The following is a 13,155-nucleotide window of genomic DNA, read 5'->3' on the forward strand; positions in this document are numbered from 1 at the left end:
AAACAGAAATAATAGTTTTTTTGTGTGTTTTTTCCAATGATAATAGCGCCTATGAATTGAATAATGGTTAATTTTGCACCAAATATTTTTGCCATGAATAAATGTGATCAATGTATCGTACGACAACTTTCATCTCTTAAAGCTCTTAATAAAGACGAAGTTGTAAAATTGGCTAATAGTAAAACTACCTATAAAATAAAAAAAGGCGAAGCTATTTTTGAAGAAGGCGAAATCACTAATGGTGTTTTTTGTATAAAAGATGGCGTTGGAAAACTCTCTAAATTAAGCGCCAACGGAAAAGATCAGATAGTAAAACTGGTGCAGTCAGGAGAACTTTTAGGACAGCGTTCTATGATTAGCAATGAACCAGCAAATTTATCTGCAAAAGCTGTTGCTGATATGGAAGTTTGTTTTATTCCTAAAACCGAAATTTTACATTTTTTCAATAACAACAATCAATTCTCCATGAATTTGATGCAATCTGTCTGTGAGGATTTAAAGGAATCTGAAAATGATAAAATTGCTTTAGTCCAAAAAACTGTAAAACAACGTTTAGCCGAAACATTATTGCATTTACACGACGCTTTTGGTGAAAACGATGATAAAACTTTGAAAGTTCAACTCACAAGAGAAGAATTAGCCGGAATCATTGGTACTGCTACAGAAAGCTGTATTAGATTATTATCAGATTTTAATAAACTGGATTTAATTGAATTAGTAGGTAAAAAAATAATGCTTAAAAACGTTAAGGCATTAAAAAAAATGGCTGAATAATTACAGTTTTTTAGCTTCGTTCCAAAACACATCCATTTCTGCCAGAGTCATATCCATTAATGGTTTACCCAATTCGCCTGCTTTACTTTCCAGGTATTGAAAACGTTTAATAAATTTTTTATTCGTGCGTTCTAAAGCATCTTCAGGATTTACATTTAAAAAACGGGCGTAATTTATCATCGAAAATAAAACATCTCCAAATTCAGCTTCAATTTTATCCTGATCTCCAGATTTTACTTCGACTTGTAACTCTTCGAGTTCTTCCTGTACTTTATCCCAAACCTGATGTGGTTCTTCCCAATCAAACCCAACACCTTTTACTTTATCCTGAATTCGGCTTGCTTTAACAAGTGCCGGCAAACTTCTAGGCACGCCTTCAAGAACTGATTTTTTACCTTCTTTCAGTTTTAGTTTTTCCCAATTTTGTTTTACTTCTTCTTCATCTTTAACTACAGTATCACTATAAATATGTGGATGACGATGAATTAACTTATCGCAGATTTCATTACAAACATCGGCAATATCAAAATCATTGGTTTCAGAACCTATTTTTGCATAAAAAACAATATGCAGCAATAAATCACCAAGCTCTTTTTTTACTTCATTCAAATCATTATCTAATATAGCATCTCCTAATTCGTAAGTTTCTTCGATTGTAAGATGTCTTAAAGTTTGAAGAGTCTGCTTTTTATCCCAAGGGCATTGCTCACGAAGTTCATCCATGATAATTAATAACCTTTCGAATGCCTTAAGTTGAAGTTCTTTGCTCATTATTTTATTTTATGAGATCAAAAATAATTTATTTTATTGATTTAAATCTATATAAATTAAAAAAGGAAGGTTGTTAAACCTCCCTTTCTAAAATAAATTATATTGACTCCTTAATTATTCGTCCGTTTAATTGCTGGATATTCCTAAAATTATTAACTGGCATTATTTTTCTTAGGTCTTCAATCATTTTTAAAGAGACATCAACAGAATTTTTAAAAATAAACCATTGAACTCCTTCTGTACATGGTGGTGTTGTAAGTGAGCCAGTATATGTGTAATAGGTTTGATTTTCTGGCAGAACGTTATTTAAATTAAAAACATCTTTTACTTCAATACTCTCATTTACTTTTATTGGTAAAAATTTATCAAGAAAGTCAAAAGTTTCATTATTATCCTTGCTCTCTTTTGCCATTATTGCAACTACTGCAAACTTTCCTTCCTTATTCATATGCACCATATGAATCACTAATGGGTATCGAACTCCTCGAATAGTATGTTCTGCAGGTTCATGAAAATGAAATTGTACCAGATTATATTTTTCTTCATTCAGAATAATATAATCACCTTCTTCAAAATCAAACTGAATAGAATGCCCATTATTGACAACATCATGTATTTTAGTTTCCTGACTGTAATGAAAATCAATAGGCTTCAGAGTTTCATCTTTTTCAGTTTCTACAATATCTACAGGTGATTGCGCGCTTCCTCCACAATCGTTCTGATCAATTTCTGACCAATGTTCCGGTCCTGTTTCCCCATCGTAATTCCAGTGCTTTTTGGGTTCGTCATTTGCTTTTTTATCAGATTTGCTGTTATCGCATCCCATAAGAATAATAATTGTGCAACCAAGCAAAATTTTTGTGATAATCTTTTTCATTTTTTTGTTTAAATTAATTTTTATGAAAAATATCCATATATACTCTTTGCGTAACTAAAAGAAGCATACAAGAAATAAAATTCTTGCAAACAATATAATAAATATTTTCTTACAAAATTAATTTTTAATTTAATTTCACGACTAAAAAAAATCATAAAAGATTACAAACGGGTAAAAAAAAATCCTGTCAAGAAAAATCTTAACAGGATTAATATATTTAAAGGTAGTAACTACTATTCTTCTTTTTTAGCTTTTGCTTTTTTAGCAGCTGGAGCTTTTTTTGGTTTTTCTTCAACAACCGGAGCTTCTTCAGTAGCTTCAGCAGCAGCTGGAGCTAAATCTGTAACTAAACCTTTTGCCTGAAGTGTATTGTACCAGTTTAATACTTTTTTAATATCAGAAGGATAAACTCTTTCCTCATCATAATCAGGAAGAATTTCTTTGAAATATGCTGCTAATGTAGCATTATCTTCTTTATGAGAAATTGCCTGACCTTTGTTTTCTTTCGCAGCAATACGCTGCATTACTTCAGTCAATGGTTTTTCTCCATCGTAAGTATAAATAGAAATCTCTGATAATAAACTTACGTTACTTTTTAAGTTAACAGTAATTTTTTTCCCGTCTGTCAATGATTCTGCCACAAAGCCTGTACGAGTTTGCACTTTCAATACATATAAACCCGGTTTCCCGGAAATGGCTAAAATTTTCTCTAAATTCATGTTTATTAAAATTAGTATTAAGAATTTGATTTATTATATTTTTATTGATCGCAATGTCTCAGATCAATTATCTCCCTTTTTTAGCAGCAGCAAATTTCATTCTATATTCCTGAAATGTTTTGCCTTCGGTAATGTTTTTTAATTTCTTTTGAATCAAACGTTTTTTCAAAGAAGATATTTTATCTGTAAATAAAACTCCTTCGATATGATCGTATTCGTGTTGAATAACCCTTGCGATTAAACCATCAAAAACCTCTGTTTTCATTACAAAATCTTCTTCACAATATTCGATTGTCACGGTTGGTTTTCTATAAACATCTTCGCGAACATCCGGAATACTCAAGCAACCTTCGTTAAAACTCCACTCTTCTCCTTCTTCTTTCAAAATCTTAGCATTGATAAAAGTTTTTTTGAAACCTTTTAAATCTTTTTGTTCTTCTGAAGGCAGATCATCATCATCGCTAAAAGGAGTCGTATCAATAACAAACAAACGTATTGGTATGCCCACTTGCGGTGCGGCCAATCCAACTCCGAAAGCGTTGTACATGGTTTCATACATGTTTGCTATTGTTTCTTTTAAGTTTGGATATTCTGGCACAATTGCCTCACCCACTTTCCTTAAAACAGGATCACCATATCCTACAATTGGTAAAATCATTTGTATTATTTTAATGTATTATCTACTGAAACTCCTGAATTTAGTTCTCATAATTCAGCTGGCAAAAATAGTAAAAAATAGTCAATGAATAATTCTAAAGATATATTATATCGCATTTTTTGCTTAGTCTTTAAAATCTCATCCATAATTATGCCAAATTAATTCGTACAATTCGTACTTTTGTTTGTAAACCTTACAATATGTTCGATCGTATCTCTAAATTTACTAACAGTACCTCTTTTTTAAACGCCTCTAAAGTAACTATTGCTTCTGTTGTTCCTGTTATAGTATTGAATTTCCTGGGACATTTTGAAATAGGTTTTACAATAGCATTAGGTGCTTTTTTTACTTATCCCAGTGATGTTCCCAGTTCGTTAAGCCATAAAATAAAAGGACTAATCGTTGCCTCATTTATTGTATCAGGAGTAAACTTACTGGTAAATCTGGCTTATCCATATCCGTATTTATTTTATCCGTTTTTATTCTTTTTGCTTTTTATATGTTCTATGATTTCAGTTTACGGACAACGCGCTACTCTGGTTTCATTTTCTGCTTTACTTTCTATTTCATTATCATTTGGACATCTACACCAAGGTTGGGAAGCGTTTGAGTATTCCGGATTCATTTTTATCGGAGGTATTTTATATTTAATCGTATCTCTGGTATTTCATTTTGTACAACCTTATAAATATGTCGAATTGCAAATTGCTGAAGGCATAAAATTAACGGCAAAATATTTAAAATTAAGAGGTGATTTATGGAGTCCTGAAGCCAACAGAAAAGCCATCATCGAGAAACAATTAAGTGTTCAGGTTGATCTTAATTTAATTCATGAAGACTTAAGAAAAATGCTTATTGGTAATCAAAATGCATCCGGAACCACAAGTCAAAACCGCAAAATGCTTCTTGTATTTATTACATTAGTAGAGATTCAGGAACTTGCCTTATACACATCGTTTGATCACAGTAAACTTCATGAAAAATTTGCTAAACATCCTGATGTTCTGAGAACGTATCAAAATGTAGCATATAAACTGGCTTCGACATTAAAAAAACTTTCTAAAAACGTACATCATATTAGTGTATATGTTGACAAGAATGATTTAAAAAATGAACTTGACGCTCTGGAGTTTGCTATTTTTGACTATGAAAAAAACTTAGGCAAAGACGAAGCTGCTGAAGGTGTGTTGATGTTGACCAATATGCTGAAATACGCTAAAAATCAGGTTGGAAAAATTAAAATTATTCAACGTGCTTTTTCGCTTGCCATGCAATCTTTTAAACTAAAGGATAAAGATAAAGAGCTGGAGAAATTTCTAACTCCTCAATATTATCCCTTACGTACTTTAATAGAAAATTTAAGTTATTCGTCTTCTATTTTCAGACATTCGTTACGATTAACGATTACAATCCTGATTGGATTAATTATAGGCGGATTATTAAATGTTCAAAACACGTATTGGATTCTACTAACAATTGTTGTTATAATGCGTCCTGGTTATGGCTTAACAAAAGAACGGTCTTATCACAGAATTTTCGGGACTATTTTAGGAGGAGTAATTGCGTTTGGAATTGTTTTGGTTATTCAAAACCACTTTGCACTTAGCATATTATCAATCGTCTGTATGTTACTTGGGATATCTTTTACACAAATCAATTATAAAATCAGTGCAACTTTTGTTACCATGTATGTGGTTTTTATTTATGGAATCCTCGTTCCTAATATTGTCGAGGTGATCCAGTACAGGGTTATAGATACACTTGCAGGAGCGACATTGGCTTTTTTGGCTAATCAGTTTTTATGGCCGGCCTGGGAATTTATAAATACGCCTATTCATATCGAAAATGCAATTCGTGCCAACAGAAATTATCTGAGAGAAATTGCTGATTTTTATAATAAAAAAGGAGAAATCCCAACATCATATCGATTAGCGCGAAAAAATGCTTTTGTTGAAATAGGTAATTTGATGACTTCTTTTCAACGTATGATGCAAGAGCCAAAATCGAAGCAAAAAACACTGCCATTGGTTAATAAACTAGTAGTTTTAAACCATTCGATCTTATCCGCATTAGCTTCTTTATCGACTTATATTCAATCACACCAGACAACATCAGCTTCAGAATCGTTTAATTACATTATAAAAACGATACTTTCAAATTTAGATCATTCGATTTCTGTTTTACGAAATGAAGTTATTCTAACTGATACTTTTTTTGATAAAGAAGATGTCACTTTACAATTTGAAGAACTCAAACGCATTAATTTTACCCGTTTGATTAAAGATGATGAACTGGATAAAGAAACGCGTCAGGCCAAAATGCAGGAAGCTCAAATGGTGATCGAACAATTGATATGGATGAGCAATCTGGCTGAAAAGATTTTAAAAATTACGGAAGAATTTAAAGCAACAAATCCAGATTAATTCATCTGGATTTGTGTTATTCTGTATGTAAATTGAGCTTAATTATTTAGTTTTAAAACTTCAGATGTATGTTTTCTAAGTTCTGCTAAAAGCTCTGGTTTGTCATTTAAAGTTTGACCGTAAGAAGGAATCATCGCTTTCATTTTTGCTTCCCATTCCGGTGTTTTAATCTGATTTGTAAAACATCTGCTAATCAAGTCAACCATAATGGCAACTGCAGTCGAAGCTCCTGGAGAAGCCCCTAATAAAACCGCCAAAGATCCGTCATGTGTATTGATAACTTCAGTACCAAATTCTAAAACACCACCACCTTTTTCATCTTTTTTAATAACCTGAACACGCTGTCCTGCTTTTTCCAGTTTCCAGTCTTTAGAACGTGCAGTTGGCAAGTATTCACGAAGTGCATTCATTCTGTCTTTTGGAGACTGACGAACCTGCTCAATTAAATATTTAGTTAATGGAATATTGTGAAATCCCGCTGATAACATCGGAATCAAATTATTTGCTTTTATAGATAGAGGCAAGTCTAAATACGATCCGTTTTTTAGAAAACGAGTCGAAAATCCTGCAAAAGGTCCAAAAAGTAATGCTTTTTCTCCATCAATAACGCGAGTATCAATATGCGGAACTGACATTGGCGGTGCACCAACACTTGCTTTACCGTATACTTTTGCCTGATGTTTAGCAATTACTTCAGGATTTGTACATTTTAACCATTGTCCGCTTACCGGGAAACCTCCATAACCTTTTCCTTCCGGAACATTTGCTTTTTCAAGCAATGGCAATGAACCTCCACCAGCACCAATAAATACAAATTTAGTATAGGCTTTTCTGGTTTGACCTGTTGTTAAATCGGTAATTTTTATACGCCATGATTTATCCTCACGTTGTCTTAACTTTTTAACTTCATGATTAAAGAATAAAGAAACACCATCCAGTTTTTCTAAATAATTAAACATACTTCTGGTCAGAGCTCCAAAATTCACATCAGTACCAATTTCCATGTGAGTTGCAGCTAATTGTTCATTATTTTCTCTGCCTTCCATAACAAGTGGCATCCATTCTTTCAGTTTTTCAAAATCAGAACTAAATTCCATTTGAGAAAAAATAGGATTGCTTTGCAAAGCTTCGAATCTCTTTTTAAGATATTCTACATTTTTATCACCCCATACGAAACTCATGTGAGGAACACTTTTAATAAAATTATCTGGAGACGGTACTTTCTTTTGTTCTACTAAATACGACCAAAACTGTCTTGAAATCTCAAAAGATTCAGCAATACTTATTGCTTTTTTGGGATCAATACTTCCGTCAGCCTTTTCTGGGGTGTAATTTAGCTCACAAAAAGCTGAATGTCCTGTTCCTGCGTTATTCCAAGCATCAGAGCTTTCGGCTGCAGCAACATCTAATCTTTCGTAAATTTCAATTTTTATATCTGGTTGCAGCTCTTTTAAAATTAATCCGAGAGTTGCACTCATAATTCCAGCTCCAATAAGCACTACTTCACTATTGGAACGTATTGTATTGTCAGGCATAACAGTAATTTGTTTTTAAAGTGCAAAGGTACTTTTTATAATTGCAAAAAAAAACTAAAATTACATGATAAAAGTTATGTTTTTATAAAAAATAACAGACAATGAGTATGTCACACCTTAAAATTAAAAACGTTTTGAAGAAAGATAATCCTGAAGCATAATCGTCGCTGAGATTTCATCAATTAAGCCTTTGTTTTGACGTTGTTTTTTGCTTAATCCGCTATCGATCATCGTTTTAAATGCCATTTTCGAAGTAAAGCGTTCATCCATACGAACTACTTTCATATCCGGAAAAATATTAGAGAAGTGTGTAACAAAACCTTTAATTATCGAAGCACTTTCTGATGGCTGACCATTCATTTGTTTAGGTTCTCCAATTAAAACAGCCTCTACTTTTTCTTTAGCAAAATAATCTTTCAAAAAATCGATTAAAGTAGCGGTAGGAATCGTCGTTAATCCTGATGCTATAATTTGCATTTCGTCTGTAACTGCAATTCCGGTGCGTTTTTGTCCGTAATCTAAAGAAAGTATTCTTGGCATTTTCTAATTTTTATTCAAAGATAGGAAGGAAATTTCAGAAATCTAAGTAGAATTTTTTCATAATAATTAAGGTATAACCAAAAAAAAAAAATCCCAAACTATTTTCTGAGAATACTTTACAGATTAAAGTATGTCTTATTTTATTATAAAAATGACTTTTGTAAGATTTTTATGTAAAATAAACACACTTCCTTTACAAGGAATTTTACCCTTTAGTATACATAGATCACTGCTGATTTAGAACATTACACTCCTAATTTAAAAAACCATATTACATTAAATTCTAATGAATAACTACAAAGAATGTATTGTTTTGTTTTTAAAAAGATTTCTTTTAATCTTTCTTACGTATCAATTTAGCAGATTTTTTTTCTACTTAATTAATCTAAATTATTTCGATTCTTTTACGTTCCAAAATTTTCTTGGAGGGGTGTTTTTTGATTTTTCTGCGATTAGTTATGTAAATATTATATTTTTAATCGCTCACTTAGTCCCAGGCAATTTCAAGTACAATCTACTTTATCAAACTATTTTAAAAATTACTTTTTATATCGTTAATCTGTTATTCATTGCTACTAATTTTATCGATATAATTTATTATCGTTTCACAGGAAGACGCAGCACTTTTGCAATGATAACAGCAAAAGGTATGGAACATGAAGCTATAGGATTAATTCCTTCTTTTTTAAAAGAATTTTGGTACATCTGTGTTATTTTTATGATAATGATTTTTTTATTATGGAAAGCACTTCCTGATTTCAACAAAAAAACAGTTCGTGAACATTTAAAAATAAAAGACTATTTAAAAAAATACAGTTATTTTATAATCTCACTAATGATAATAATTATTTTAGGCCGTGGTGGATTACAAGCAAAACCCTTAAAAATTGTTGATGGAATTAAATATGGATCATCAACCAATAGTTCACTGGTTTTAAACACCCCTTTTACTATTATAAAGACATTGACAAAAAAAGATGATATTAAAAAAGTAAATTATTACAATCAAAAGGAACTAAATGCTATTTATAACCCAATTATATCATTATTACCACAACAAGATGCAGTCAAAAAAAATGTGGTTATTTTAATCCTGGAAAGTTTTGGAAATGAAAACATTGGACGCGGGCAAACTCCGTTTATTGATTCCCTTATTACAAAATCTTACTATTATAAAAATGGATTTGCAAACGGAAAGGTTTCTATTGATGCTGTACCTTCTATATTTTCAAGTATCCCAAGCTTAATGAACAATTCTTTTATCTCATCAAGCTATTCATTGAATAAAATAAATGGTTTACCTAAAATTTTAAAGAAAGAAGGTTATCATACTTCATTTTTTCATGGTGCTTTTAATGGAAGTCAAAACTTTGAAGAATATTCCAAAATTGCAGGTTTTGATCAATATTTTGGAAAAGATCAATATAAAGGCAAGGAAGCGTTTGACGGAAAATGGGGGATTTTTGATGAGGATTTTTTACAATTTTATGCTTACAGACTAAACACTTTCAAACAGCCATTTTTTAGTTCGTTGTTTACTATTTCATCTCACAATCCTTACACAATACCGGAAAGATATAAAGGAAAATTTCCAAAAGGAACTACAGTTATTCAGGAGAGCATTGCTTATACCGATTTTGCATTGAAAGAATTTTTTAAAACTGCCAAAAAGCAAGATTGGTACAATCATACTCTTTTTATAATTACTGCTGATCATACTTCATCTGAAGGAGATAAGGATATTGATAAAACAAATATTGGAAAGTTCAGAATTCCAATTTTATTTTTCGATCCATCCAATCCGGAACTTATTGGTATTGATGAAAAAAACTTTCAGCAAATTGACATTATGCCCAGTATTTTGGATTATCTAAATATAAAAACCAAAATGGTTAGTTTTGGAAAAAGCTACAAATCCTCAGAAAATTTTGTTGTTTATTATCTTGAAGGAACCTACCATTATATTGAGGATGATTACTATTTAGCTTTTGCAAATGATCAGGCTATTGGATTGTATAATTGGAAAAAAGACGTTTTACTGAAAAACAATTTATTACAACAGGAAAAATTAAGAGTAAAAAAATATGAGAAATTTTTAAAAGCTTACATACAAACATTTAACCAAAGAACCATCAACAACAAACTAACAATTTAATACAAAAAATCCGTTCCGAAAATTCGAAACGGACTTATCCAAATATTCAAAACCTAAAAAAATCTATCTATTAAATAACCTTCTAAAAAAACCTCTTTCTTCTTCCTCTTCTTCCTCTACTACTTCTCTTTCTTCATATTGAGCAAATTTTGCCTGCCCTTTTTCATGTTCAAAAATCAAATCCTTAATATATTCAACATACGTTTTCTTTTTTTCTTCTAAGAATCCAATAAGATATTTTTCGCTAAATTCCATTCCGCTTGCGGCTTCAATCTGCAACAGTTTTTTATACAAAGGCTCAATATGCAATGCTATTACTTCTTGAGGAACTGCCTGACGTCTTCCAAAATAATTTACAATAACATCGTTCTCATCTCTCGAAATTTCAAAATCAGTAATTACCCAATAGTATCTGCCTGATTTAGCTAAGTTTTTTACAATAGCATGAAAATTTTTACCATTTTTAAGATTCTCCCATAATACTTTAAAAATTACTTTTGGCATATCCGGATGACGAATAATATTATGTGGCTGTCCCATTAATTCATAATCTTCATAACCTGAAACGTCTACAAAAACTTCATTGGCATATTCGATAATACCAAAAGCGTTTGTTTTACTCATAATTACCTGAGTTTTGTCCCATGAGACTTCTTTATCAATAATAGTTCTTTGTCCGTGAGGTTGATTTTCCTGATTCATATCTTGCTTATGTAATTTGTTTTGGAATGGTATTTTTAATTCCTGGATATTCCCAGAAATTAATGGCGCAAAACTAATTAGAAGAAAAAACCAAAAACCTGATTTTTGTCATATTTTGATAGTTAAAAAACTTTTAGAGGACTTTTGGGTAAATAAAATTCGGTAAGGCGATTAAATTTATTTATCAAATTATAAACAAAAAGTTAAATATGTAACATTTTCAAAAGCGTTTACCTTTTTGCATTTGCCCAAATACGCTATCTTTGCAAAAAATTAAAACTTATGAATTCTTTACAGACTATAATTGAACAAGCTTGGGAAAACAGAGCTTTATTACAAGAAACTACTACAACTGATGCTATTAGAGAAGTTATCGAATTGGTTGATGCAGGAAAATTGCGTTGTGCTGAACCAGTTGGTGACAAATGGCAAGTAAACGAATGGGTTAAGAAAGCGGTTGTAATGTATTTCCCGATTCAAAAAATGGAAACATGGGAATCAGGTATTTTCGAATATCACGATAAAATGTTGCTGAAAAGAGGTTATGCTGAAAAAGGAATTCGCGTAGTACCAAATGCTGTTGCACGTTACGGAGCCTATATTTCAAGTGGCGTAATTTTGATGCCAAGTTATGTAAATATTGGTGCTTATGTAGACGAAGGAACTATGGTTGATACCTGGGCAACTGTTGGTAGTTGTGCACAAATTGGTAAAAATGTACACTTAAGCGGTGGTGTTGGTATTGGTGGTGTTTTAGAACCTTTGCAAGCTGCTCCGGTAATTATTGAAGATGGTGCTTTTATAGGTTCTCGTTGTATTGTTGTAGAAGGAGTTCACGTAGGTAAAGAAGCTGTTCTTGGTGCTAATGTTTGTTTGACGGCTTCAACAAAAATTATCGATGTTACTGGTGATGAACCTGTTGAAATGAAAGGTTTTGTTCCTGCTCGTTCAGTAGTGATTCCTGGAAGCTATACTAAAAAATTCGCTGCAGGTGAATTTCAGGTTCCATGTGCTTTAATTATTGGTACTCGTAAACCATCTACAGATTTAAAAACTTCATTAAACAATGCACTTCGTGAATATGATGTAGCAGTTTAATTAGAACTTTTATACTTTACAAAAAAAAAGGAATGACATTACTCATTCCTTTTTTTTGTTCTATATTTTTATTTATTCTTTTTTTGAAGTTTTAAAAGTTTGGCATATTTCATATATGAAAAGAAACTCTGAATCATGGCTATCGATAATCCGTCTACGCCGTTAAAAATACCTTTCTTAAAAAAATAACAACGTATAAAAGCAACTGTTCCGTTAAGAATTGGCTTAAAAGCATTCACTCTTTTTCCCTGATCAAATAATTGTTGCGCATGCCAACCTGAATACTGGTTCTTTTTTGCAATAATCTGATCTAAAGATTCCCAGCCATAATGCAATATATGTACAGCAACTTTTTTCTCGTTTTGAGTAATTATTTTCTGATGCACTATTGAATCTGAAGGATGTGCGGTTTGTTTATTAAAAAAACGAACTTTATGATCCGGATACCATCCTGAAAAATCAATTAGTTTATCTGCCAGAAAGTTTTTTACCCTGAAACTAAAAGCATCATGGTTTCCTTCTAAATATTTTTTCTTTAAAATAAAATCCTCAGCATCTTTATCCAGAAATTCGTCAGCATCAAGATTCAAAATCCAGTCATTTTTACAGTAAGGCAAACCGTGTGTTCTTTGCGGTCCATCTCCTAAAAAAGCCTGTTGGATCACTATAGCGCCTTTTTCTTTGGCAATTTCAACTGTACGATCTTTACTAAAAGAATCTACTATGATTACTTCGTCACAAACTTTTAATAAAGCATCGATGCATTTCCCTATGTTTTTCTCTTCATTGAAAGTAATAACCAGACCACTAATTTCCATTGTAAAATTTAATTTATTAGCCACAAAAATATAACTTTTTTATTTTAGTTTAATCTTAATATCATCATACGGTTGCACACTTGAT

The 13,155-nt window shown here is 31.5% G+C and carries 12 protein-coding genes; 4 read left to right on the forward strand and 8 right to left on the reverse strand.

Going from position 1 to position 13,155, the window contains the following annotated elements:
- Positions 1 to 93 precede the first annotated feature (93 nt).
- Positions 94 to 774 carry a Crp/Fnr family transcriptional regulator gene (locus tag BXU01_RS02905; RefSeq protein WP_083691613.1) on the forward strand — a complete coding sequence of 227 codons (681 nt, stop codon included), beginning with the start codon at positions 94 to 96 and terminating at the stop codon, positions 772 to 774.
- Here BXU01_RS02905 and mazG read toward each other — a convergent pair whose 3' ends face one another.
- From mazG to def, 4 genes are all read right to left on the reverse strand, one after another.
- The gene (mazG, locus tag BXU01_RS02910; protein ID WP_065447987.1) at positions 775 to 1,545 is read right to left on the reverse strand and encodes a nucleoside triphosphate pyrophosphohydrolase; all 771 of its coding nucleotides are present in this window, start codon (positions 1,543 to 1,545) and stop codon (positions 775 to 777) included.
- 97 nt (positions 1,546 to 1,642) lie between these two features.
- The gene (locus BXU01_RS02915) at positions 1,643 to 2,422 is read right to left on the reverse strand and encodes a carbonic anhydrase (RefSeq protein ID WP_083691614.1); all 780 of its coding nucleotides are present in this window, start codon (positions 2,420 to 2,422) and stop codon (positions 1,643 to 1,645) included.
- A gap of 233 nt (positions 2,423 to 2,655) precedes the next feature.
- Positions 2,656 to 3,141: a DUF5606 domain-containing protein gene (locus BXU01_RS02920; protein ID WP_083691615.1), complete on the reverse strand. Its 486-nt coding sequence runs from the start codon at positions 3,139 to 3,141 to the stop codon at positions 2,656 to 2,658.
- A 67-nt stretch (positions 3,142 to 3,208) separates the two neighbouring features.
- Positions 3,209 to 3,799, reverse strand: coding sequence for a peptide deformylase (gene def, locus BXU01_RS02925; protein ID WP_083691616.1), 591 nt, complete (start codon positions 3,797 to 3,799; stop codon positions 3,209 to 3,211).
- 200 nt (positions 3,800 to 3,999) lie between these two features.
- Here def and BXU01_RS02930 point away from each other — a divergent pair, with 200 nt between their 5' ends.
- Positions 4,000 to 6,222, forward strand: coding sequence for an FUSC family membrane protein (locus BXU01_RS02930; RefSeq protein WP_083691617.1), 2,223 nt, complete (start codon positions 4,000 to 4,002; stop codon positions 6,220 to 6,222).
- 38 nt (positions 6,223 to 6,260) lie between these two features.
- Here BXU01_RS02930 and BXU01_RS02935 read toward each other — a convergent pair whose 3' ends face one another.
- Entirely contained in the window at positions 6,261 to 7,757 is a 1,497-nt protein-coding gene (locus BXU01_RS02935; protein WP_083691618.1) for a malate:quinone oxidoreductase, read from the reverse strand.
- Positions 7,758 to 7,880: 123 nt separating this feature from the next.
- Positions 7,881 to 8,297 (reverse strand): Holliday junction resolvase RuvX, encoded by a 417-nt coding sequence (gene ruvX / locus BXU01_RS02940; protein WP_083691619.1) that lies wholly within the window; start codon positions 8,295 to 8,297, stop codon positions 7,881 to 7,883.
- A gap of 631 nt (positions 8,298 to 8,928) precedes the next feature.
- Here ruvX and BXU01_RS02945 point away from each other — a divergent pair.
- Positions 8,929 to 10,452, forward strand: a complete 1,524-nt coding sequence (locus BXU01_RS02945; RefSeq protein ID WP_255373693.1) for an LTA synthase family protein — start codon at positions 8,929 to 8,931, stop codon at positions 10,450 to 10,452.
- 63 nt (positions 10,453 to 10,515) lie between these two features.
- Here the strand turns inward: BXU01_RS02945 and BXU01_RS02950 are convergent, their stop codons facing one another.
- Entirely contained in the window at positions 10,516 to 11,154 is a 639-nt protein-coding gene (locus BXU01_RS02950) for a PAS domain-containing protein (protein ID WP_083691621.1), read from the reverse strand.
- 282 nt (positions 11,155 to 11,436) lie between these two features.
- Between BXU01_RS02950 and BXU01_RS02955 the strand changes: the two genes are divergently transcribed.
- A complete protein-coding gene (locus BXU01_RS02955) occupies positions 11,437 to 12,252 on the forward strand; it encodes a 2,3,4,5-tetrahydropyridine-2,6-dicarboxylate N-succinyltransferase (RefSeq protein ID WP_026982140.1) in 816 nt (271 codons plus the stop codon).
- Positions 12,253 to 12,320: 68 nt separating this feature from the next.
- Here the strand turns inward: BXU01_RS02955 and BXU01_RS02960 are convergent, their stop codons facing one another.
- Positions 12,321 to 13,070 (reverse strand): glycosyltransferase family 2 protein, encoded by a 750-nt coding sequence (locus BXU01_RS02960; protein ID WP_083691622.1) that lies wholly within the window; start codon positions 13,068 to 13,070, stop codon positions 12,321 to 12,323.
- Positions 13,071 to 13,155 lie beyond the last annotated feature (85 nt).

Origin of the sequence: [Flexibacter] sp. ATCC 35103, from assembly GCF_001975985.1 — a bacterium.
Lineage (GTDB): Bacteria > Bacteroidota > Bacteroidia > Flavobacteriales > Flavobacteriaceae > Flavobacterium.

Excerpts from the sequence above, each read along its gene's own strand:
- BXU01_RS02905 (WP_083691613.1), top strand. The coding sequence starts at position 94 with ATGAATAAATGTGATCAATGTATCGTACGACAACTTTCATCTCTTAAA.
- mazG (WP_065447987.1), bottom strand. The coding sequence starts at position 1,545 with ATGAGCAAAGAACTTCAACTTAAGGCATTCGAAAGGTTATTAATTATC.
- BXU01_RS02915 (WP_083691614.1), bottom strand. The coding sequence starts at position 2,422 with ATGAAAAAGATTATCACAAAAATTTTGCTTGGTTGCACAATTATTATT.
- BXU01_RS02920 (WP_083691615.1), bottom strand. The coding sequence starts at position 3,141 with ATGAATTTAGAGAAAATTTTAGCCATTTCCGGGAAACCGGGTTTATAT.
- def (WP_083691616.1), bottom strand. The coding sequence starts at position 3,799 with ATGATTTTACCAATTGTAGGATATGGTGATCCTGTTTTAAGGAAAGTG.
- BXU01_RS02930 (WP_083691617.1), top strand. The coding sequence starts at position 4,000 with ATGTTCGATCGTATCTCTAAATTTACTAACAGTACCTCTTTTTTAAAC.
- BXU01_RS02935 (WP_083691618.1), bottom strand. The coding sequence starts at position 7,757 with ATGCCTGACAATACAATACGTTCCAATAGTGAAGTAGTGCTTATTGGA.
- ruvX (WP_083691619.1), bottom strand. The coding sequence starts at position 8,297 with ATGCCAAGAATACTTTCTTTAGATTACGGACAAAAACGCACCGGAATT.
- BXU01_RS02945 (WP_255373693.1), top strand. The coding sequence starts at position 8,929 with ATGATAACAGCAAAAGGTATGGAACATGAAGCTATAGGATTAATTCCT.
- BXU01_RS02950 (WP_083691621.1), bottom strand. The coding sequence starts at position 11,154 with ATGAATCAGGAAAATCAACCTCACGGACAAAGAACTATTATTGATAAA.
- BXU01_RS02955 (WP_026982140.1), top strand. The coding sequence starts at position 11,437 with ATGAATTCTTTACAGACTATAATTGAACAAGCTTGGGAAAACAGAGCT.
- BXU01_RS02960 (WP_083691622.1), bottom strand. The coding sequence starts at position 13,070 with ATGGAAATTAGTGGTCTGGTTATTACTTTCAATGAAGAGAAAAACATA.